This is a genomic window from Sphingobacterium sp. LRF_L2, assembly GCF_965644235.1.
GTDB lineage: Bacteria > Bacteroidota > Bacteroidia > Sphingobacteriales > Sphingobacteriaceae > Sphingobacterium.
Genome location: NZ_CBFFRI010000003.1, coordinates 232,380 through 255,886 on the forward strand (window position 1 = coordinate 232,380; position 23,507 = coordinate 255,886).

Annotated in this window: 17 protein-coding genes; 12 read left to right on the forward strand and 5 right to left on the reverse strand. The window is 41.0% G+C overall.

Annotated elements, in window-relative coordinates; translation table 11 throughout:
* Position 1 precedes the first annotated feature (1 nt).
* From ACSZOX_RS06975 to ACSZOX_RS06990, 4 genes are read left to right on the forward strand one after another with little or no spacing between them, the layout of a single operon-like run.
* Entirely contained in the window at positions 2-679 is a 678-nt protein-coding gene (locus ACSZOX_RS06975) for a PspA/IM30 family protein (RefSeq protein ID WP_437919138.1), read from the forward strand.
* A gap of 52 nt (positions 680-731) precedes the next feature.
* Complete coding sequence (locus ACSZOX_RS06980; RefSeq protein ID WP_437919139.1) at positions 732-1,421, forward strand: hypothetical protein; 690 nt, start codon at positions 732-734, stop codon at positions 1,419-1,421.
* A gap of 13 nt (positions 1,422-1,434) precedes the next feature.
* A complete protein-coding gene (locus ACSZOX_RS06985) occupies positions 1,435-3,546 on the forward strand; it encodes a flotillin family protein (RefSeq protein WP_437919140.1) in 2,112 nt (703 codons plus the stop codon).
* Positions 3,547-3,599: 53 nt separating this feature from the next.
* Positions 3,600-8,426, forward strand: a complete 4,827-nt coding sequence (locus ACSZOX_RS06990; protein ID WP_437919141.1) for a DNA repair ATPase — start codon at positions 3,600-3,602, stop codon at positions 8,424-8,426.
* A gap of 17 nt (positions 8,427-8,443) precedes the next feature.
* Here ACSZOX_RS06990 and ACSZOX_RS06995 read toward each other — a convergent pair whose 3' ends face one another.
* Positions 8,444-9,970: a TPM domain-containing protein gene (locus ACSZOX_RS06995; protein ID WP_437919142.1), complete on the reverse strand. Its 1,527-nt coding sequence runs from the start codon at positions 9,968-9,970 to the stop codon at positions 8,444-8,446.
* 153 nt (positions 9,971-10,123) lie between these two features.
* Between ACSZOX_RS06995 and mutL the strand changes: the two genes are divergently transcribed.
* From mutL to ACSZOX_RS07015, 4 genes are read left to right on the forward strand one after another with little or no spacing between them, the layout of a single operon-like run.
* Entirely contained in the window at positions 10,124-11,998 is a 1,875-nt protein-coding gene (gene mutL / locus ACSZOX_RS07000) for a DNA mismatch repair endonuclease MutL (protein ID WP_437919143.1), read from the forward strand.
* A gap of 26 nt (positions 11,999-12,024) precedes the next feature.
* Positions 12,025-12,696 carry a rhomboid family intramembrane serine protease gene (locus tag ACSZOX_RS07005; RefSeq protein WP_437919144.1) on the forward strand — a complete coding sequence of 224 codons (672 nt, stop codon included), beginning with the start codon at positions 12,025-12,027 and terminating at the stop codon, positions 12,694-12,696.
* A gap of 10 nt (positions 12,697-12,706) precedes the next feature.
* On the forward strand, positions 12,707-13,582 hold the full coding sequence (locus tag ACSZOX_RS07010; protein WP_437919145.1) for a rhomboid family intramembrane serine protease: 876 nt from the start codon (positions 12,707-12,709) through the stop codon (positions 13,580-13,582).
* Positions 13,583-13,599: 17 nt separating this feature from the next.
* Positions 13,600-14,700, forward strand: coding sequence for an endonuclease/exonuclease/phosphatase family protein (locus ACSZOX_RS07015; protein ID WP_437919146.1), 1,101 nt, complete (start codon positions 13,600-13,602; stop codon positions 14,698-14,700).
* A gap of 13 nt (positions 14,701-14,713) precedes the next feature.
* On the opposite strand, the gene ACSZOX_RS07020 is transcribed toward ACSZOX_RS07015, so the two are convergent.
* Positions 14,714-16,318 (reverse strand): S41 family peptidase, encoded by a 1,605-nt coding sequence (locus ACSZOX_RS07020; RefSeq protein WP_437919147.1) that lies wholly within the window; start codon positions 16,316-16,318, stop codon positions 14,714-14,716.
* Positions 16,319-16,701: 383 nt separating this feature from the next.
* On the opposite strand from ACSZOX_RS07020, the gene ACSZOX_RS07025 reads away from it, so the two are divergent.
* The 3 genes from ACSZOX_RS07025 (at position 16,702) to ACSZOX_RS07035 (ending at position 19,305) form a co-directional block, all read left to right on the forward strand.
* Positions 16,702-17,271, forward strand: a complete 570-nt coding sequence (locus ACSZOX_RS07025; RefSeq protein WP_437919148.1) for a hypothetical protein — start codon at positions 16,702-16,704, stop codon at positions 17,269-17,271.
* Between the two features lie 98 nt (positions 17,272-17,369).
* On the forward strand, positions 17,370-18,767 hold the full coding sequence (gene fumC, locus ACSZOX_RS07030; RefSeq protein ID WP_437919149.1) for a class II fumarate hydratase: 1,398 nt from the start codon (positions 17,370-17,372) through the stop codon (positions 18,765-18,767).
* A 31-nt stretch (positions 18,768-18,798) separates the two neighbouring features.
* The gene (locus ACSZOX_RS07035) at positions 18,799-19,305 is read left to right on the forward strand and encodes a fumarate hydratase (protein WP_437919150.1); all 507 of its coding nucleotides are present in this window, start codon (positions 18,799-18,801) and stop codon (positions 19,303-19,305) included.
* A 90-nt stretch (positions 19,306-19,395) separates the two neighbouring features.
* Here the strand turns inward: ACSZOX_RS07035 and ACSZOX_RS07040 are convergent, their stop codons facing one another.
* The gene (locus ACSZOX_RS07040; RefSeq protein ID WP_437919151.1) at positions 19,396-20,499 is read right to left on the reverse strand and encodes a toxic anion resistance protein; all 1,104 of its coding nucleotides are present in this window, start codon (positions 20,497-20,499) and stop codon (positions 19,396-19,398) included.
* A gap of 3 nt (positions 20,500-20,502) precedes the next feature.
* Positions 20,503-21,291, reverse strand: coding sequence for a hypothetical protein (locus tag ACSZOX_RS07045; protein ID WP_437919152.1), 789 nt, complete (start codon positions 21,289-21,291; stop codon positions 20,503-20,505).
* A 215-nt stretch (positions 21,292-21,506) separates the two neighbouring features.
* Here ACSZOX_RS07045 and ACSZOX_RS07050 point away from each other — a divergent pair, with 215 nt between their 5' ends.
* Complete coding sequence (locus ACSZOX_RS07050; RefSeq protein WP_437919153.1) at positions 21,507-22,517, forward strand: acyltransferase; 1,011 nt, start codon at positions 21,507-21,509, stop codon at positions 22,515-22,517.
* A 420-nt stretch (positions 22,518-22,937) separates the two neighbouring features.
* Here the strand turns inward: ACSZOX_RS07050 and ACSZOX_RS07055 are convergent, their stop codons facing one another.
* The gene (locus tag ACSZOX_RS07055) at positions 22,938-23,501 is read right to left on the reverse strand and encodes a nitroreductase family protein (protein WP_437919154.1); all 564 of its coding nucleotides are present in this window, start codon (positions 23,499-23,501) and stop codon (positions 22,938-22,940) included.
* Positions 23,502-23,507: the final 6 nt, after the last annotated feature.

The following is a 23,507-nucleotide window of genomic DNA, read 5'->3' on the forward strand; positions in this document are numbered from 1 at the left end:
GATGAATATTTTCAAAAGAATTTTAAAGATAGGCCAAGCAGAGATCCATGCGCTTGTGGATAAAATGGAAGATCCGATCAGCCTTACAGAACAAGGGATCCGCGATATGAAAATCCAGTTGGCCGAAACAACGGAAGCACTGGCGAAAGTTAAAGCTACGTTACTGCGATCACAAAAAGAGATTCAGGAGAAGGAGGACGCGATCAAAAACTACGAGGATAAGGCTCGATTGATTCTGACGAAAGCACAACAAGGCGAATTGGAGATCCCTCTTGCAGAAAAGCTGGCTGGAGAAGCATTGTTGTTAAAAAAGCAGGCTTCAGAGGATCAATATCGACAACAAGGCGAAAGCAAAGAACATACGCAGAAACTTGAAGAAGTAAACGCACATCTTGAGATCTTAAAGTATAATATTTCCAAGTGGGAAAAAGAGCTGACGACACTGAAAGCAAAAAAACGTGTACATGAAGCCGCCTCGTTAGCGAACCAACAAATGGCAAATATTGAAACAAATAGTACGTTGGATATGCTACAACGCATCAAACGAAAAGTCGAGAATGACGAAGCTTTAGCAGAAGCCTATGCAGAAATTGCAAAAAGCAACGCTCCGGCTCCAAATGTACAGGAAATCGTACAAGAAGAGCTGACAGCGATGAAAAAACAGCTTGGCTTAGATTGACCCAAAGGTCGCCTCGTGTAATAAACAACTTTTAATTTAACTCATGTCAATTATGGACGCCATTTTAAACATACTCTTCAATCCACTTCCCAATGCCATCATGACCGTACTAACGGGTATATCGCTACTGTATTGGCTTTTTACCATGCTGATCGGCGAAGGCTTTGATTTTGGGGATGCAGATGTAGATCTTGATTTTGATGGTGCCGATGTCCACGAGGTAGATGGTCCTGACGATGCAGACCTGCAAGCGGAAGGTGGAGAAGCCTCACTATTAACTAAAGCAATGAATTTTATTAATATCGGAAAAGCCCCCTTTATGGTAATCGTTACCCTTTTCAAGTTTATTGGATGGCTCGTTACCATTGCTACCTCGCTGGCTCTGAATTTAGCACAATATGGCTGGAAATCAGTCCTTATCTTAATTCCTGTCTTCTTATTGACATTCTTTTTTATGCACTACGTCACCATTCCATTGGCGAAACTTTATAAAAAGGTCGGATACAGCGGTGAGGAGTCCTTGGATTTCCTCGGTCGCACAGGCAAAATGCGCAGCAGCATAGAGCATGATCGTCTGGGATCCGTTGAACTCATCATTGATAGCGACGTTATTCGCCTAAATGTAAAAAGTTTGAATGGCGAAAAAATTGCATACGACGACCAAGTCACCATCGTCGATGAAGCAGCAGACCGGAAATTCTATTACGTAAAAAAAGAAATAACCTTAAACAACATTCACTAAATCATATTGCCTCATGACAAATAGCACCTTATTGTTTGTAGATGGCGTAACAGGAGTCGTTCTGATTGCTGTAGGCGCTGTAGTATTCCTGATTTTAGCCTTTTTTGTAGTACTCAGCATGTTCTACAAAAAAATCCCACAGGGGAAGGCGATTGTCCGTACGGGAGTTGGCGGATCAAAAGTAGCCTTTAACAAGGGTATGTACGTGGTTCCGGTTTTCCATCGTATGGAAATCATGGATATCTCTGTAAAGAAAATAGAAATTGCACGTATGCAACACGACGGGTTAATCTGTAAGGACAACATCCGGGCAGATATCAAAGTCGCTTTCTTTGTTCGTGTGAATAAATCCGTTGATGACGTTATCAACGTCGCCCAAAACCTAGGTTGCGACCGCGCTAGCGAACCGGAAACATTAAAAAGTATTTTTGAATCCAAATTTTCGGAAGCACTAAAGACTGTAGGTAAGAAGTTTGATTTCATCGAGCTTTACGAAGCCCGTCGTGAATTCCGCGAAGAAATCTTAAATATTATAGGAACAGACCTCAACGGTTACATCTTGGATGATTGCGCCATTGATTACCTCGAACAAACAGAACTTAAATTCTTGAGTGCCGATAACATCCTGGACTCAGCAGGTATAAAAAAGATCACGGAATTAACCGCCCAACAGAATATCAATGCAAACCTTATTCGACGGGAAGAGGAAAAAGTTATAAAAAAACAAAACGTAGAGGCGCGTGAAGCTATTCTAGAGTTGGAACGGCAGCTGGCGGAGAAAGAGGAAAAGCAAAAGCGTGAGATTGATAACATCAAGGCTCGGGAAGAGGCTGAAATTACGAAAGTTCGGGAAGAAGAACGCCTAAAAGCGGAAACGGTTCGCATTTCTACAGAAGAACAACTGGCGATACAAGAAGAAAACAAATTGCGCCAAATTATTATTGCGGAGAAGAGTAAGTTGCGCACAGACGCGATAGAAACGGAACGTGTAGAGAAAGATCGTGCCTTAGAAGCAACAGAACGCGAGCGTATCGTTACGCTCGCGCAAATTGACAAAGAGCGTTCTATTGAGACAGAAAAGAAGAGTATACAAAATGTTATCAAGGAGCGTGTGCAGCTTGAAAAAGGAGTTATCGAAGAACAACAGTCTGTTCGAGATCTGGAAGTTTATCGTGATGTAGAACGCAAGAAACAAGCCGGCGTTATTGCCGCTTCGCAGGAAGCTGAAGAGCGTTTAATCGCGACGGTAAAGGCAGCAGAAGCGTCTAAAATTGCAGCAGAGCAGGAAGCAGAGAAAAAAGTAATCGATGCCGAAGCGGCACGTCAAATTGCGGAAAAAAAGGCACAAGAACTTCTGATCGAAGCCGAAGCGAAGAAAGAGGCTTCGACGAAAGAAGCGGAGGCCCGCAAAATCATTGCCGAAGCACAGGCCAAAGAGGAAGCTGCGTTGGGTCTATCAGAAGCCGAAGTCATGATTGCAAAGGCAGAAGCGGAAGAAAGACAAGGTACTGTCGAAGCATCCGTGATCGAGAAAAAAGCGGAAGCACTGAGAAAAGAGGGATTAGCACAAGCTGAAATCGTGCGCGAGAAAGCATTAGCAGAAGCCAAAGGAATAGAAGAAAAGGCTGCCGCTATGAAGCAACTTGATGGCGTGGGCAAGGAACATGAGGAATTCAAACTTCAATTGCAGAAAGAAAGAGACATCGAATTGGCGCATATCAACATACAGAAGGACATCGCAACAGCACAAGCTGGTGTTTTATCAGAGGCGTTAAAATCTGCAAAAATTGACATTGTAGGTGGCGAAACGATGTTCTTTGAAAATATTGTACGTCAGGTATCGAACTCAAAAGGATTTGATCATCTTATCGATAACTCGAAGCATGCCACGGCGATTAAAAACGCATTAATTGGCGAACATGGAAATGTAGATCTTGCCGAAAAAATACGCGGATTAGCGGATAAGTATGGTATATCATCCAATGACATTAAAAATCTGACAGTGTCGGCAGCACTGCTAAAGCTACAGCAAGCCGCTTCAGAGAGCAAAGAAGACACAGGCTTTATCGGCTCTTTGTTTGGACTTGCAAACAATTTAGGCATAGCTGACAAAAAATTAAATTAACAAGAGATAGAGTATAGTCGGTAATATTAGTAGGGAGCAGAAATACAGGTAACATGCAAGAACAACTAGATAGCCTAGAGCAAGGGGCATACGAAATTATACGCAAACGTCTTCAAACGCAAAAAGAAGAGTTAAACCAACGGCTACAGGCTTTAAATCAAGCTCGTAAGGAAGTTTTTAACAGCACCGCCTTTTTATTAAAGGCGAACCAACGGATCACCACGGAAAATAATTGTGTTGCCCGAGGAATCATAGCCATTGAAAACATTTGCATTTTCGGCTACAATGTCCATTTTGGTCTCCGGACCGAGATTAAACTCGAAGACGTTTTTAGCATATACCGGTTTGAAAACAATCAGTTTATTCCCCAGACGCTTGACTTCATTCAAGATCCTGCTTTTATTGCCGATTATCAGAATCTCTATAAATATTATCGGGACTCCATATTCGCTCGCTTCCGACGGACAGAGAATTACCTCTACATGATCTTTCAGACGAGCAAGAAGGCTTCTGACATCAAAGCCTTTAAATGGCTCCTGAAAGACGGAAAACTTCACTATCAAGACGACCGCAGCGTACATGAAGTTCGGCTCCCGGAACAATTTGAATTCAATTGGACCAAAACTACCTTAGAGGATCGACGACTGGGTAAATATCCTCATATTTCTATTTTAGACAAGGTATTCATTGAAGCATTACATGGCGACATTACCTTCAAAGTAGAAGATAATACAGATACAGGAAAAGGTATTTATGCGGAAAAAGTAAGCAATTTGGATCAGCAACTGGACGATGCTGAATATTACTATGCAGATTTAGGGAACCTAATTGCGATCCGAATTAAACCTTACCAAGAAGACTTTCGTGCTTATGTTTTTAATCAGCGTACCAAGGAAGTCATCAATCTAAAATCGCTGAATGAGTCGGCGATCTTGCTCCCAGACAACCAAGGTCTCATTTTCTCCAATGGTTACTACCTACAGAACGGAACACATAAATTGTTTGATGGAGCAATCGAAGATGTGACTTTTTTACGGAAAATCGCATCTCCGAATGGGGAGGACTTTCTTTACGTGTTCACACAAACAGAGAGCAACACCTATATCCTTCTATCCTACAACATCATTCAGCAAGCCGTAGAGACGCCTATAGTCTGTAATGGTTTTACGATTTTTAAAGATGGAAGCCTGATCTATTTTAGAACGGAAGCAGACGCGACGCGACATCATCAGGTGCAAATCTGGGAAACACCGTATATGGATCGTTTGGTGGAAAACGAGGAAAAAATAAATGATCCGCTGTATAAAGTCGGGAATAAACAGATTGTGGAGGCTATGGCCGAAGCACAAGAAGTGATTCAACTTGTCGGAAAAGATGATAATTACGAGGGGCTTTATGAAGATATCCTAAAAAAATCCGGTAATCTCCTCGATTCTTATTTCTGGATTCAGGACGAGGCGCTGCACAACCTTGGAGCTCCTCTAAAACAAATTCAAGAAGTCGCCAATACAGCTATTGACGAGTTTGTCAAAGTTCAAATTCAACGCAAGCATGCTGAAGAAAGGATAAAAGCAGCAGAACAAAAACTGGAAGAACTTCTTTTTAAAATCAACAGCACAGTGGTCAATCAATTGGACCAACTTGTGCATCAACTTGCTGACAGCCGTCGCTTATTGGGCGACGTTATCGAATTGAAAAATGTCAAATATATTGATCATTCTCGTTCGGATTTGCTATTGGAGAAATTGAATGGTATTTCAGCCGATCTATCAGACAAGACGGTTACATTCTTACTACGACCAGAAGCGTTACACAGCTATGAAGAGCGGGTCGAACAACAAAAGAAGAACGTTGACTCTATCCAAAAAGCATTCGATGCGAAGATCATTGAAGAGACAAACCTCTCCATTGCCGGCGAGTTGGAATTACTGATCGATATTCTCCACAGCTTGAAGATCGATGATGCCACGCAAACAACGCAGATTGTCGAAAAAATATCCGTTATCTTTTCCCTACTTAATGAGGTTCGAGCACAATTAGCCAGAAAGCTAAATACCCTAAAAAGTAAGGAGGCGAATGCTGAATTTGCAGCACAACTCACCCTACTTGAACAGACGGTTACGAATTACCTGGAACTGTCATCCTCAGCAGAAAAGGTGGAGGAATACTATACAAAAATTCTCGTTCAGCTGGAAGAACTAGAAAGCAAGTTTGCCGATTTCGACGATTTTGCTTTAAAAATAGCCGACAAAAGAGATGAGATTATCAAAGCTTTCAATTCACGGCGCGAACAGCTCGTTGAACAACTCAATAAACGGGCCTTATCGCTAGAGCAAATAGGACTACGTGTGTTAAAAAATATCGAGAATAAGGCTGCAACCTTTAAAAGCAAAGCGGAAATTTTGAGCTTCTATGCGGCAGACTTAATGATCGAAAAAGTAAGGCAATTGGTTTCTGAATTGACAGAACTTAAAGATGTATCCAAGGCTGAAAACTTAGAGAACTTAGTAAAAAAATCTCAAGAAGATGCCTTACGTACATTGCGGGACAAATCAGAACTATATGTAGACGGTGAAAATATTATTGCACTTGGCAAGCATCGCTTTACAGTCAACAAACAAACGTTAAGCCTCACTTTAGTTCGAAGGAATAATGAACTTTTTTATCACTTGACCGGAACCAGCTTCTACCAAAAGGTCAAGAATAATGACCTTCTCAACTACAGTGATCTTTGGGAACAAGAATTAATTTCTGAAAATAAAACCGTTTACCGTGGCGCCTACCTCGCTTACCTCGCTTTTATCCAATCGAAAGAAAGCTCGACATTTGATGTTGAGCAATTTATTAAGGAGTATATAGAGAAGCACTATGCCGAAGGGTATGTCAAAGGGGTGCACAATATAGACGCACTTCTCCTCTACGGGGAGTTAAAAAAGTTGGATGAAAAATTAGGCTTGCTACGCTATGAAGGGCGTATTCGAGCTTCTGCTCAGCTTTTTTGGCATGCACAGTCTCCCGAAAATAGAGCGAGACTGGAACAATTAATCGCATCAACGCATGCTGTATTGAAAACTTTTCCTAAATCCAGACGTCATGAATCTGTTGTTTTGGAAATAGAGAAACAATTTACACAATGGAGTGCGGCGCATTGTTATCAAACAGAAAACCCGGCCCTCGTTTCTGCCTATCTTTTCGAAACATTCACCCAATTCGGCGAGTTTACACTAAACGAACAGGCTGATCATTTCAGACAAGAGTTCATCCGTCATATAGAGGAGAAAAAAGCATTCAAAGCTTTTGAGCACGATCGGGATAACGTCGATTTCTCATTAACCGATCGCTTTGAACTTCTACTAAACTGGCTATATGCCTTTGCCGACGAGAAAGAACAGACAGCGCAAAAAGAGCGCCTCATGCCTGAAACAGCAGCCGCTTTACTGTTCCCAAATGATAAATTCCATCTGGTCTTTGCCCAGGAGCAAATTACTGTACAGGGATTAAAAGGCAATCATCCTTTGTTGATAAACGAAAATTTCAACCTTGACTATCACCTATTTACAGCTCAACTAAAGCAATTTATCACAATTGATGTACCTCGTTTTGCCTCATTGGCAAAACTCAAGGAAGAAATCAGCAAAACCTATGAAAAAGAGTTAAAAACGCATGAATTTGAAGCGAAAGTGCTTACGTCTTTCGTCCGTAATAAGCTGATTAACGAGGTCTATTTTCCGCTGATCGGAAACAATCTCGCCAAACAATTGGGCGCAGCAGGCGACAACAAGCGCACAGCAAGAATGGGCATGCTTCTCTTGATCTCTCCTCCTGGTTATGGAAAAACCACGTTAATGGAATATCTAGCGAAAACGCTAGGCCTACACTTTGTGAAGGTAAACGGCCCAACAATAGGACATCATATCAGCTCGATAGATCCGATCGAAGCAAAAACATCTGGAGAACGGGAAGAACTCAAAAAAATCAACCTGGCTTTTGAAATGGCGGATAACGTGATGCTGTATCTAGACGATATTCAACACTTAGGTGCAGAATTTCTACAGAAATTCATCTCCCTAGCGGACGGGCAAAGAAAGATCGATGGTATATTTGATGGGGAAAGTAAGACCTACGATCTTCGAGGAAAACGTTTTTGTATCGTTATGGCCGGCAATCCCTATACCGAAAGTGGGGCAAAGTTTAAAATACCCGATATGCTGGCCAACCGTGCCGATGTATACAACCTGGGCGATGTTATTGGCGATACCGAGGACCTGTTCAACCTTAGTCTGATCGAAAATGCCGCAATCGAAAACAGCGCATTGGCGAAAATTGCAGGTAAATCCTTTCCGGACTTCTACGCGCTTATCGAACACGTGCAGTCTGGCAGCGAGCAACTTCCAGACTTGGAGGGAAACTACTTAAAACAAGAAATTGACGACTTCAAAGCAGTATTAAGGCATGTTATACAGCTGCAGCAGGTTGTGGTGAAGGTGAACCAGCATTATATAAAAAGTGCAGCCATGCAGGATAACTATCGAACGGAACCTCCCTTTAAAATGCAGGGCTCTTACCGTAATATGAGTAAGCTTGTCGCTCAGGTAGTCCCCATGATGAATAAACAAGAGATAGAACAATTGCTTTTATCGCATTATGAAAGTGAGTCGCAGACCCTTACCGCTGACGCAGAGAGCAATCTTCTTAAACTGAAAGAACTTGCAGCTGTCATCAGCCCCGCCGAAAAGGATCGTTGGGAAGAAATTAAATCCATATTCCGGAAGAATAACAAACATGGGGGACTAGAAAAAGACGACAAGGTGTTCGCACAGCTGTTGGAGTTCAATGAAAACTTAGAAGGTATTATCCAAGCAATCCGAGGATCTGACTAAATCGCGGAGATGGAACACTACCATCTCCCACCAGCTCCTCCTCCACCTGAAGATCCACCACCAAAACTTCCACTACTGCTGGACGAGGAGCCTCCGCCAGAACTGCTTGATCCGCCAGAGCCTCCGCTACTGGAGCTGCGGCTCTTCACCGGAATAACTTCATTGCCCAGATCTTCCTCGTGCTTACAAAAAGCACATTGGTTATATCGCTTACGAATACCGGTCGTGGTATAAGTTGCCACTTTTAATGTTTTCGACGCACGAAGTTTATAGGTTTTAAACCCGCATGCAGGACAAACACTATGGCTACGCTTCCCCTCCCAGCCTAAAATTCGCCGTTCCGACGTTTGTTTATTGATCCAAATTTCATAAAATTTAGTCGCTAAACTTTCTTCTTTTCGTTGCCCTTCGCTCAACAGTTTATTAAGAACGGCTTGCTTTGTATCATCCCGATTAACACGGTCCCAATTTCCAGAGGTATCTGGCGGCGTAAAACGCGGGCGGCTATTCTTCCAGCGTCGCAGAAAAAACAAAAAGCCGATGAACATAAAAGGACTAAAAATATAAGGAATTAAGGTCTGCAACTGAAAACGACGAAGAGCTTGCAGTTTGTTTTCTTCGTCGCTATAGGGCGCCACAATCGCATCACGCACTTCATATATTTTAAACATAAGCACATAACTTCCCCAGATGCCTAACACATAAGGAACAGCCGAAACGGAAAATAAAGCATCCGGGTCATCGAAAGCGAATGCGCAAATCCAAAAAAGAATAAGTGCCGAAAAAACTGTAGCTAAGAATCCCAGCAGGGTATAAATACCCCAGCCTCTCCATCCGCTGCTTTTTCTTTTATTTTTCTTGCCCGTATCTAAAGTCTTCCCGCCGACACGAGATACCCAATAATAGAGTACTATGTATAGCAAAATAACGAGCAGGGAATTTTGCAAGTGCGTATTGCGTAGGCTAAAGAAAGGAATCGATTCTGGCATCAGGCGATCCAATTCCGCCTGAGCATCCGGAGATAGCAAGGCTTGTTTTATCGCCTGAGAAGCTTCCAAAACCCCTTGATCATAGTCTCCTGCGCGAAAATTAGGCACTAAAAATTTGTCGCCAATACGACGTAAATAAACATCGGGAAGAAGACCTTCCACACGATAGCCGGAGATAAAACGGTACTCGCGTCTATCTTTGGCGATGAGTAGTAACAGTCCGTTATCTTGTCCTTTTTTACCTACCCCCCATGTATTGAACAGTTCCAAAGCAAATTCAAAAAGATCATATCCTTCGAAATCATTAACTGCAACTATCGCATATTCGACACCTACAGCTTTCTCCAGCTCAACTGCAAGTTGATTTAATTCATGCTCCGTGCCAGCAGATAAGATCGCATCGGGATTACTCACAAAGTAATCTTGTCCTTTTTGCTTTGGAGATGGCAGGTTAGAAATGCTGTATTGCGCAAAGGAACAGAGCGTCGGCGCAAAGCATAAAAAAAAGAAAACGGGAAATAAAATACTTCTTTTAAGTGCTATTAAATAAACCATATTTCAATTACTTCAATCTTCGTCTATCCACTAAATTGCAATTTTTAAATTGAAAAAGGGAATATTTATGTGTGCTATTCTGCCAATTGGCAAAAATTTCAAGTGTTTTCTAAGGATAAAGATTCGCTATCATTTTTGTAACTTTGTTCTCGTATGTCAGATATTATTCAGTTATTACCCGATTCGGTAGCCAATCAGATTGCTGCGGGGGAAGTCGTTCAGCGACCAGCCTCTGCGGTGAAGGAGCTTGTTGAGAATGCTATTGATGCTGGTGCAGATAAAATCAAACTTATTGTTAAGGATGCGGGAAAATCTTTAATTCAAGTCATCGACAATGGATGTGGGATGAGTATTACCGATGCGCGTCTTTGTTTTGAACGACATGCAACCTCCAAAATACGCAAAGCGGAAGATTTATTTGCGATACGCACCATGGGCTTTCGTGGAGAAGCGATGGCTTCGATTGCGGCTATTGCACAGGTAGAGTTGAAGACTCGCCGTATAGAAGACGAGTTAGGAACAGTTGTAGACATTGAGAGCTCTAAAGTCATGAGCCAACAACCCGAGGCTCTGCCTTCCGGCACAAGCATAAGTGTTAAAAACCTTTTTTACAATATACCTGCCCGCCGCAATTTTCTGAAAAGTAATTCGGTAGAGATGCGACACATTATCGATGAATTTCAACGGATTGCACTTGCTCATCCCGAGATATTCTTTAGCTTGCATAGTGATGGCAATGAGTTGTTCCACTTACCTTCGGAAACGTTGAAACAGCGTATTGTCCATCTATTTGGCAACAGCTACAACCAACGCTTGGTACCTGTGGAAGAGGAAACATCCATTATATCCATCAAAGGTTTTATTGGTAAACCAGAGTATGCAAAGAAAACAAGAGGTGAGCAATTCTTTTTTGTAAATAATCGATTTGTCCGAGACCCCTACCTCAACCACGCAGTGATGAATGCCTATGAGGAAATCTTACCTGCAGAAGCTTACCCTTTGTATGTCTTGTTTATCGACATTGATCCTGCTAAAATTGATATCAATGTTCATCCTACCAAGACAGAGATAAAATATGAAGATGATAAGGCCATATATGCTATTTTGCGATCCGCGATAAAGCGTTCTATTGGCCGTTATAATATTGCGCCAACGTTGGACTTTGATCAAGAGACGAGTTTCGCAAATCTCATTACGACGAAGCCTTTGGAGGAAATTCAGGCCCCAACGATTTCGTTTAACCCGGATTTCAATCCATTTGAAGACATCAAATCGTATTCAAAATCCAGATCCTCCGCTTATGCCGAAGGGTTTGAGAAAAAGGCTGGAATACCGCAAAATTGGGACACACTCTACCAGATTACAGAACAAGAGACTGCCGAACAGCTGCCATTAATTCCAGATGCAGAACCGGCCGTATCGAACAATGTGGCGAAGATTGCGAAAACGGCAGATGCGACCAAACAATTTTTTCAGTTGCATAACCGTTTTATAGTGTCCCAAATACATTCTGGATTTATGCTGATCGACCAACAGGCAGCCCACGAACGTATTCTCTTTGAACACTATATGGCGCAATTGGAGAACAACCAAGGGAGTAGTCAGCAAAGTTTGTTCCCACAAACAGTGGAACTTAGCGCAGCAGATTTTGCCTTAATGGAAGATATACTTCCGGAAATACAAACGTTGGGTTTTCAGCTCCGTCCATTTGGCAAAACGACCTTTATTGTGGATGGCATTCCTGCAGACCTTGGCGCCGGCATGAACGAAACCAAAATATTGGAACAACTTTTGGAGGATTTTAAAAACAATAAGGACACATTGCAGCTTGGTAAACGAGAGAATCTGGCCAGAAGTCTGGCTAAAAATGCAGCGATAAAGCCGGGAGCCTCATTAGATAACCAAGAAATGGCAGAGCTCATCGACAATCTTTTTGCGACGGAGTCGCCAAGTATTTCGATACATGGCAAGCCTATTGTTGTAACGATCACCCTCCAAGAACTGTTGGAACGCTTTAACAAGAACTAAAATTAAAAGTCTGGTATACACACAATATGAACAATCTTTTTTCTAACCTAACACCGGTCGTAAAAAATCTTTTGATAGCCAATGTATTGTTTTTCATTGGCTCATCTGTTTTCCCCCATTTAGAATTCTATTTGCCTGCGTTTTATCCAGATTCGCCCAATTTTTATATTTGGCAGATTATTACGTACATGTTTATGCACGCCGATTTAGGACATATCTTTTTCAATATGTTTTCGTTGGTCATATTTGGCCCCATACTGGAGCAGACCCTAAATTCAAAACGTTTTCTAAACTTTTACCTCATCTGTGGCCTAGGAGCCCTACTCTTGCACTTCTCGGTGGATGCCATTACCTTATACCAAGCAACAGGAAGCCTATTTCCATATAGAATGGGAGTTCCTTTAGATCTCAACGATCCTGCAGTTGCGGGTGTTTACGGATCTCGCATATTAGGTGCTTCCGGCTCTATATTCGGTATTTTGGCTGGATTTGCGTATCTTTTTCCAAACATTCGTTTGATGTTATTGTTTCCTCCTATACCAATCAAAGCGAAATATCTCGTTGGCGGGTTAATTGTCATTGAGGTATATTTGACATTAACCAAGGCTGGTGGCAATATTGCACATTTAGCCCACATCGGCGGTGCTTTATTTGCTTTTATTCTAATGAAATTGTGGGGTATTCGTAAAGGGTATTAATAGATAAAATATGAAAGAAAATGTGCTAAAAGCTTTTTTGCGGGATACCTACCAAGGGCGTTCTCCAATACCTTTTATCATATCCGTACAGATTTTTATTTTTGTACTTATCCATATTTTTGATCTGTTGCAAGAGGTTGGTGCAATCCATATTCCTCTAGAAACACAAACAATTAACTACTTAAGCCTACCGACTTCGTTTTCGGCTTTTCTAAAGCAACCCTGGTCTATCCTGAGTTATTCTTTTCTGTATACCGGTTTGTTTCCACTGCTCTTTGATTGTCTATGGTTATTTTGGATGGGTAATACCTTCCTTAATTTTCTAAATAGACGGCAGTTTTTATTTTTATATAGTTCATCCCTTTTTATCGGCGCGCTGGTTTACCTTTCATTGGGTTTTATCCCTGTATTGCAAAATACCACGCCGCCTTTATTTTATAGTGCAGTATTCGCGCTCTCGGCTTTGGTAGCCGCTGTTGCTACGCTTGTTCCCCGTTCGGAGGTGAGGCTATTTCTCTTTGGGAATGTATCACTTCGAACAATAGCCATCATTTACATTGCCTTGTCTTTCATTTTTGTCTCCATGGTAAACAAAGTTGCTGGATTAAGTGTATTATTTTGTGTAATTTGGGGTATTGTCTTGATAAGATCCTTACAACAAGGCAATGACTTTAGTCTATTTTTTACGAGAAAAAGACGATCAAAGTTGAAAGTAGTGCATAAAGGAAAGATGGCGAATGCATCCTATACCTACAGGCATCAGTCGGACCTTCCGAATCAGGAAGAAATTGATGCAATCTTAGACAAAATCTCTGTGGGAGGATACGACAGCTTGACCTCCCAAGAAAAGGAAATACTATTTAAAGCGAGCAAGGGCGAAAGGTAATCATGGGCAGGAAAAATATGCTAAAAAAGAAACTCGGCTTCTTCAGCAAGGTGGTATTCCTCTGCAATATCATTTCTATTTTATTTCTATTGCTGAGCTATACAGCGACGGTAATTAACCCCGCCATGTTTTGGCCATTGGCTTTCTTTGGTTTGGGCTATCTCCCTATATTGCTGTTGAATATTGGTTTTGTTGTTTACTGGTTAATACGAAGACGTATCTACGCTCTTTTTACAATTGTGCCCATTCTTTTGGGATGGAATCTATTAAACCAACACCTGGGCTTTCATAGCGCCAACGACAAAACGGAACATCGGGATAGTAGTATCCGTGTAATGACCTTCAATGCGCATTTGTTTACAGGAATGGAGGAAGGATCAAAAACGGACATCAAGAATGAAGTGATCAGCCTCATTCAGGATGCCGATCCCGACATCCTTTGCTTTCAGGAATTTTACACCAAAATCAAGGGAAGTAAAAAAATGACACATCGGATAAAAGCAGACGCAGGTTTTGAAGATTTCTATTTTGAACCTGCTATGAAAAGTGAGCATGAAGGTTATGGACAGGTCATTTTTTCCAAGTTTCCGATCATCAATTCAGGAAGTATTACCAAAAATGAATACGGAATTAACCGGATTATCTTCGCGGATATCGTTCGTCAACAAGATACCATACGCGTATATAATGTCCATCTTCGCTCGTTTGGGTTACAAACGGAAGATAAGGCCTTTATACAAAACCCCTCCAATACTGCTGATGAAGAGGATGCGACGCGACGGGTAGGGCGAAAATTAAAATATGCTTTCGAACAACGGAGCCGTCAGGCGGAAGCACTTCGCGATCATATAGACTCGACAAGTTACCCCGTTATGGTCATGGGCGATTTTAACGATACGCCGATGTCTTATAGTGTGAACCTGATTCGAAGAGGTCTGAAGAATGCCTTCCGGGAAAGAGGTCAAGGTTGGGGAGTGACGCACTATGAAATGCTACCTATTTTCCAAATTGATTATATCTTCAGCAGTCCCACTTTTGACATCGAACGCTACAAGATTGTGAAGGCCAAATTATCGGATCACTACCCTGTTTGGGCGGACATCCGTCTTAAACACTAGGATGCAAGTCCTTTTACTGAGGTGGAAATGCTAAAAATTCCAATGCTTGCTTAACAAATGCATCGTTTCTATTTTTTACCTTAAAATAGGCCTCTCTTCCAAAATAATAGCGTCCAACTAATGCTTCTATATCGCTTTCTATGACATCGCGAAGGTCATTTTTCTTACGATCTGAAATCACAAAGCCTTCTGCACGGACGAAATCAATGAACTTGTGATATTCGTTATCAGGCAAATGGTAACCCTGTAGAAAATTCTCAATGGAATAAGCCGGGAGCTTTTTGGTAAAACGAGCGTAGACAAACTGTTCAATGAAACTATATTGTATAAGATCTTGATAGAAGAGATTCAGTGCGTTGGAATCCTGCGCGACGATAATGTCAGGCATAATTCCACCACCACTATAGACTTGCTTTCCAGACATGGTTTTATAAGCCCGACCATGGGCATATAGCGTGTCTAAAGCCCAGAGTCCTTTATACATGTTGTTAAAATCGACCATATTGGACCAATTCGGGGTATATTTCTTTTGAATACTACGTCCCAAAGGCGTAAAATAACGGGCGATACTCAGATTGACCGTAGAGCCATCGGAGAAATCAAATTGCTCCTGCACGATCCCTTTACCGTAGGACCGACGTCCAATAATCGTTCCTCTGTCCCAGTCTTGGACTGCCCCCGTAACGATTTCACTCGCTGAAGCCGTATTTTCATTGATGAGGACTGCGAGCCCTCCGTCTGTAAATGCCCCTCCTTCTTCAGAAAAATATTCGTGTTTTTCTTCATGTGCTCCTTCTGTATAGACGATAAGCCGACGATCCTGAAAAAACTCGCTAGCCATCTTTATGGCCATATGAAAATATCCACCACCGTTGTCGCGCAGATCAAGTACAAGCCTCTTTGCTCCTTGTTTTTTTAACTCAATCACCGCCTGGCGAAACTCATCACCTGTGTTGATGCCAAACCGACGAACCTTGATATAGCCTATACCAGGTTTAATCATATACACCACATCAAGCGAGCTCACAGTAACTTGGTCCCTTACAACACTAACAGGATCAGTGGGTTCAACATTATCCCGTTTGATGTGGACATTCACGGCAGTTCCTCGACGGCCACGGATCAACTTTTCGACTTGCTCTCTGGAGATATTCACTCCCGCCACAGTCCGGTTTCCAATTTTAATCAGTTTGTCTCCCACACGAAACCCTGCTTTCTCTGCCGGGCCTCCATTAATCAATGATACAATCATCAAGGTATCATTGAGATTAAAATACTCCATGCCAATACCTTCGAATGTTCCCTCCAATATTTCAGTCTGACGTTGTGATTCGTTTGGTACTAAATAGCTCGAGTAAGGATCTAAATGGGATATAATATGATTGATGGCTCCATTTTGGACAGAGTCAATATTCACGCTATCTACATAAGAATTGTCGATGAGGTCAATCAGTTGCTGTATCTTCCACGTGTTATTGGACAATCCTATGGGGACTAAGCTGTTTCCTGGTTTATTACCTTGTTCTTCGACATAGTTCTGCCCCAGCAGTATGCCTAAAAGCAAAACCGCTGCGTATGTAGCCGCGACAAAGATATTCCGTTTAGTACCTTTTTGCATGGATGAATTTCGGTTGCAAAATTAAAATACTTTTCTCAATAATTTGAGGGTTAAGTTAACAAGTATTTGACTAAAATACACGTCAAACGCTGTTTTGTTCATAATATTTTGGTAATATTAATTTTATGGGAGGTTTGGCCCTTTAAGTCAGACTCTTATCTCATCAAAAAACAACGGTGCTTTAATCCTAAAATAATCAGATTTTAAAGTCCAAAGCTCAATAACCCGATACTTCCTATAGTTAAAGTAAACGCGTGCAAGGGATTCATGACGATACTATAATCATTTCAGCAGACTGCAAAAACTCACAGGAATACAAGAGAAAATAATTATTTACATATGCCCCTAAATTTAGTTAAGTTTGGTGTACAAGAAAATATACTGTGCACGAAATAGAACCGTACTACAATTGGCGCGATGATTATATCGCTTCGGAAGACGAGAAATCTCCTTTTTATGGGGTGGAATATAGTGAATTTGAATTCGACAAACAGATTTACAATTTTCTTCTCCATCCGCAATGGGATGATTTCGGCTCACAGACATTGTATCTAAAAATTCTATATGTAGACTATGACAAGGGCTTTTCGATCATAGAACTCATCGGAGAGTGGAACGATGCTATTTATAATGACATCATGTTGCTGAAACGCGAAGTAATAGATATGATGATTTCAGAAGGCGTTACTAAGTTTTTACTGATAGGTGAAAACGTATTGAATTTCCACGGCTCGGACGACTCCTATTACGAGGAATGGTATGAGGATAGCCCGGACGGTTGGGTTGTAGCCTTAAATTTTAGAGATCACGTCATTCAGGAATTCAAAGCACATGGCGTAGATTACTACATACATTTTGGTGGAGATTTGAACGAATTTCCATGGCGCACGTTGAAACCGAAACAGCTGTATCACCACATGCAAGAGCGAATAAACAAACGTTTGGGCATGTAGCATGTTATATCCTGTTAATTCACGTACCTGTAACAGGCTTTTATCTTCGCTTCTCTATTATTTTTCTTTAAATTTGTTAACAATAAATACGTTAAACTATGTCATTCAGAATAGAAAAAGACACGATGGGCGATGTTCAGGTGCCTTCCGACAAATATTGGGGAGCACAGACAGAACGTTCACGTAACAATTTTAAGATTGGTCCTTCGGCATCTATGCCTAAAGAGATTATCGAAGGCTTTGCTTATTTGAAAAAAGCAGCTGCTTACGCAAATCATGATTTAGGTGTTTTATCGGAAGAAAAACGCAATGCTATTGCTGCTGTATGTGATGAAATTCTTGAGGGAAAACTAGATGATCAGTTTCCTTTGGTAATTTGGCAAACAGGCTCTGGTACACAATCGAATATGAATGTTAACGAGGTTGTAGCAAACCGTGCACAGGTACTTGCCGGTGGCACAATTGGAGAAGGGGAGCCTGTATTAAAAGCGAATGACGATGTAAACAAATCGCAATCCTCAAATGATACGTTCCCTACGGGAATGCATATCGCCGCTTATAAAGCAGTTATAGATGTTACAATTCCAGGGGTGGAGAAGCTGAGAGATACGCTTCAAAAGAAATCAACGGAATTTATGGATGTAGTAAAAATCGGACGTACGCACTTGATGGATGCTACACCTATTACTTTAGGACAAGAGCTTTCTGGATATGTGGCGCAATTGAACCATGGACTAAAGGCCTTAAAAAACACGCTGTCACACCTTTCTGAATTGGCATTAGGGGGAACAGCTGTAGGTACGGGGTTGAATACGCCGGATGGGTATGACGTGCTTGTGGCAGAATACATTGCAAAATTTACAGGTCTGCCTTTTGTGACAGCACCGAACAAATTCGAAGCCTTAGCAGCACACGATGCCATCGTAGAAACACATGGAGCCTTAAAGCAACTGGCTGTAGCGCTCAATAAAATCGCCAATGATATTCGTATGTTGGCCTCTGGACCTCGTTCTGGTATTGGAGAAATCCTTATCCCTGAAAACGAACCAGGTTCTTCTATTATGCCGGGCAAGGTAAACCCTACTCAATGTGAAGCATTAACAATGGTAGCGGCTCAGGTTATGGGTAACGATGTCGCAATTACTATTGGTGGCACGCAGGGTCACTACGAGCTGAATGTATTCAAGCCACTTATGGCCGCAAATTTCCTTCAATCGGCTCGTTTAATTGGCGATGCTTGTGTTTCTTTTGAAGAGCACTGCGCTATTGGTATCGAACCAAATCACGCACGTATTAAGGAGCTTGTTGATAACTCGCTGATGTTGGTTACTGCACTGAACACTAAAATCGGTTATTATAAAGCCGCTGAAATTGCTCAAACAGCACATAAGAATGGCTCTACATTAAAAGAAACGGCTATTGCATTAGGCTACGTTACTGCAGAGCAGTTTGATGAATGGGTGAAACCTGAGGATATGGTTGGAAGCCTAAAATAAATTCGTGTTTAGTCAACTAGTAGTAAAAGATATGAGTAAAGTTAGCATGTTCATCTTTATGAGCATGCTCCTTTTCGCTTGCAGCTGTGTACGCCATTCGGAAATGCAAACAGAGGGGGCAGAATTTTTACAGGGGGTGTGGGTACAAGATAGTATCCCCCACCAATCTGAAATGATGGATTATACGTTACATACATTAAAATTTGTTTGTGATTCTGTTTACACGACAATGTCTGTAAGGGCGAAAACTCAACGTATCTCCGACTCTTGTTATCAAAATGGCGAATGGACGGAGTATGCTCGTGGCGTTTACGTTATTCGTGGCGATAGCCTTATCGGCGAGGGTATCTATACAAAAGCGAACGGAAAATATAAAACTTCTGGCTGTTACAGAACTGGCACTTACCTGCCTCGGTATCGGGTAGCCTATCACAGCAAAGATTCATTGGTGCTAGAGAGCAGGTATGATCAACGACCACTGGTATTACGAAAAACCCAAAGTATTTCGTGTATACCGAAGAGAAGATGGGAAGACTAGCAAGTAAAATATAAAAAGGGCGATGTAAAAATCGCCCTTTTTATATGCTCTTAAGCCATCAAGTATATTGCAACTTGATATCTAAAGCATCTAGTTGATCAGTTTATTATCATCGTTTGATGATTTCAAAATATGATTCTTCAACTCCTTTTCAGCCTGTTCCAATTCTTGCTCCACAACTTTTCTTTTTTCTCTTCCCTCACGCTGTATCAAGAGCACTTGTTCAATCGTAGAAACAATATCTTGATTTGCTTTTTTTATCGTTTCGATATCTACAATTCCACGTTCGGTTTCTTTTGCTACGCTGATAGTTGACTCCTTTAACATTTCGGAATTCCGACGCAATAATTCATTTGTAGCATCTGTAACAGCTTTCTGTGCTTCTAATGCGCGTTGCGAATGTGCGATTCCCAGTGTTAATACCATCTGATTCTTCCATAAAGGTATGGTGTTAACTAATGAGGATTGAATCTTCTCCATCAGTGCCGAGCTATTGTTTTGAATAAGGCGAATCTGGGGTGCGGTTTGTAAAACAACCATACGCGTAAGCTTCAAGTCATGAACTTTGCGTTCAAAGCGAACGACGTGCTGCTCCATATCTTTGTATGTCTGAATCTTATGTTGATCACCAGACTCCTCCGCCTCCGCTTTTAAGGTTGGTAACGTTACGGTATGTGCCTCTTGTAATTTTTCTTCACCTGCGGCAATATACAGAGATAGTTCTTTAAAATAATTCTGGTTTTCTATAAAAAGCTTATCGAAAATAACCACATCTTTCCCCAGCGTCTTATAATGCCCTTCTAACTTCAATTCGATTTGATGAATATTCTTCTCAACAGATTGGTATTCTGTGCGCATACGCTGCAATTTCTTTTTCAAATTATCGAAGAAAGGGATCAAAGGCTTCTTATTCAGGTTTTCATCAAACGATTTTATACCGGAACGTAAGTTGAGCAGAATATCCTCAGCTCCCCCCATATCCTTTGTACGAACTTGTTTCAGAATTTCGTTGGAAAAATTGCTAACTTTCGCCTGACTTCCTACACCATACTGTATAACATCAGTTGTTGATGTCATATTGATCTTATCTTTATATTGCTGGATTTGCGCCTTTTCCTCTTCTGTAAAATTGACAGACAGCGAGGAGCTCTTATCATTCGGGCTGTCGTCCGTTATTAAATCGAGATTCGCCATAATTTATTCGTTTAAAAGATTTCTATTTTTTAATGTTTGAATATATACATCCGTTTCCGCTGAAACATCTAAAATACCTGCTTTGAACTGATTGGTTACTTCTTGCTCAATGGCAATAGCCGCCTTGCTTATCACCTCCTCTAGTTTTTGCTTGGAGGCCAAGGTCACATTGTTCTCAAGTCTGGAATTTTCTATTTCATCATATTTCATCAGCACATTGACCACTGTTGCATGACGAACCAAAAACTTCTCCGCTTCCATATTGTCATTTTTTTCAAGAAGTTGAAAGAGATGTATAATCTTATCTATATTTCGATGGATATTCCGGTTATCTATTTCCTTTCGCCAATGCAGAAGCCGTTCAACAAATAATTGCGGCGTATCAAGAGTTGCTTGTGGTAATTGCTGCAAACGATTTCTAGACGAAGCGTTCGGTATCCAAGACAACGTGCGTATCTCGGAAAGTTCCAACCTTTGTAAGTACGGTTTTACTCGATTTAAGAGCAATCCATTGCCAACGATATAAGAAGTAATAAAACCACCTATAGTGAGCAACATTCCTTGGGAAATAGCACCAAAAAAGTAAACAAATGAAGCGAACAGCCCCAGTTCAGCAAAAAGTAACGCAACACCTGTTATATACCAGGATCTTATTTTACTCTTTTTTGCCTGCGATAACATCACAAAAGGAAACAAATGTACAGGAAATGGGATAAACATCGCAATAGATATAAATGTCCAAGTCAACTTCTGTAGTTCCCAACGTTTTGGTTTCTTTGTTGCAAATCCCATACTGCAATTTACTTATTTTTTTTAAAACCTTATGATATAACTTAGTAGCTTTGCACAATTCCTATTCCAACACATGGAGGCTATAGGATTCGGTCCTCTTTTTCTAGAAAAAAGTAACCACAACTGACAAACTGGCTGTATAACATCTTAATTTATATGATATTTGTGTGCTAACGTAAGGTTATAACAGCACTTAAAGCAAGGATTAATTCCCTATGACAACACCTACACAACCGATACATTACATTAGTGCGTTACGCATTTTAGCAACCTTCCTGGTTATTCTTATCCATGCGTCTACAGGATACTTGAATGTATTTCCAGGTCCGGGAACAGATTGGCATTATGCGAATCTGCTCAATAGCTTTTCACGCTTTAGTGTACCTTTATTTGTCATGATTTCCGGCACTTTGTTACTTCAAAAGCGAGAAAATTTTGTCATTTTTTATAAAAAAAGAATGGCACGTATCTGTTGGCCTTTTCTTTTTTGGGTGGTGGTATATCTTGTTTATTACTTTTACCGTTATACGAACATCGATGTTCTGCCCGCTGGGCGTGTTGTTGAAATTTCCATCCAAAAAATAGTACAGGGGCCTAGCGCGCACTTGTGGTTCCTCTACATGATCATAGGTCTATACATCGCCATCCCCTTCTTACAAATAATTGTGGCACATGCTTCGAGAAAAGAATTACTTCTATTTATATTTTGTTGGATTATTGCGCTCCTCATCGTGAATAAGGATCTAAATAGCTATATTCCACGAATTGACCTGACTTTTTTCTCCGGTTACGTTGGATATCTGATCTTAGGTTACTACTTATCCACGCAGAAGATGAAAATTCCGGTATGGCTGTTGCTCGCTATGATTCTGGTTATTGCTGCAGCAAATACCTATGGGACGTATGCCGTTAGTTTAAAGTACCACAAGTACATGCCGACTTTTTATGGATATCTGGGCTTAAACAATGCCCTATTAGCAGCAGTTGTTTTTCTTCTATTTAAAAAACTCTTTCAGCGTCCTCTTCCGAAATGGCTGTTATTAGTAGATGGATATAGCTTTGGCATCTATTTAGTCCATATTCTTGTTTTAAATTATGTACACCCCCTAGTGCCATTACCCACCGTCTGGAAGATTCCCGTAGCGACATGCATTACCCTAATCGGTAGCTTTGCTATTATTTACCTGTTGCGAAAAATTCCTTATGGCAAGTATGTCAGTGGTTAACCTATTTAGCATTCATAATATTAGAAGGCATCAAATTTACTGCAAGCTAAAAATAAGATCGAAGTAACGAATGAAAAACAGCTGATTTTCAAAACTTTACTATTAAACTATGCTATATAACGATTGCCCCAATATTTTGTTTTATACGATTTGAGCACGTTATTGATCTGTAATCGAGATACTACATGAAAGACACTTCGATGAACTTGGAGCTAACGTATTTCTTTTTTTCATGCAAAAAAACAGGAGCAATTAGCGCCAACAAAGGTTGGTTATAGTAATTATTAACCACAACGAACCCCGATAAAATGGTCATTAACCATAAGATACCGGTGGTTCTTTGTGGTTTATCATTCACGCTCTACATTAATTCGACCTACACATCGATGTGAAATGAAAAAATGGGAGATGGATAAAAAATTATCCTTCCCAGCGTACATTGTCTTCTAGCGGTAGGCGAACAGGCTCACGTGGCTCACTGTTGTGGTGACCTAAGTAAAAAATGCCCACGCATTTTTGATTCTCTTCAAGTCCTAGAAAGTTTCCTAGATGGTTAATAAGCCCTGGAGAAGCCCAGTATCCCCCAATTTGTAAAGAATGGGCCGCTAGCCACATGTTTTGAACCGCACAAGCTGTTGCTGCCAATTCTTCCCATTCTGGAAGCTCGCCTGTATAGTTGACAACGATGGCGATTGCTACATTGGAAGATGTTGCCTTCTTACTCATGTTCTGTTCTACTGCCTCACTGTATTTTTCTGCTGCAGTCGTCTCTTTATAAATACGTCCAAGCTCCGCACCTAATCTATTTAAACCATCGTGTTGAAAAACAACGAAACGCCAAGGTTGTGTTCTTTTATGTGTCGGTGCCGCTATTGCAGCTTCCAATATCTTCACGATATCCTCTTTAGCAATATCCTGATCGGTGAAACTGTTCTGGTTTACGGTTCTTCTATAATGTATTGCTTTTAATACCTCGTTTGTCATTATGCT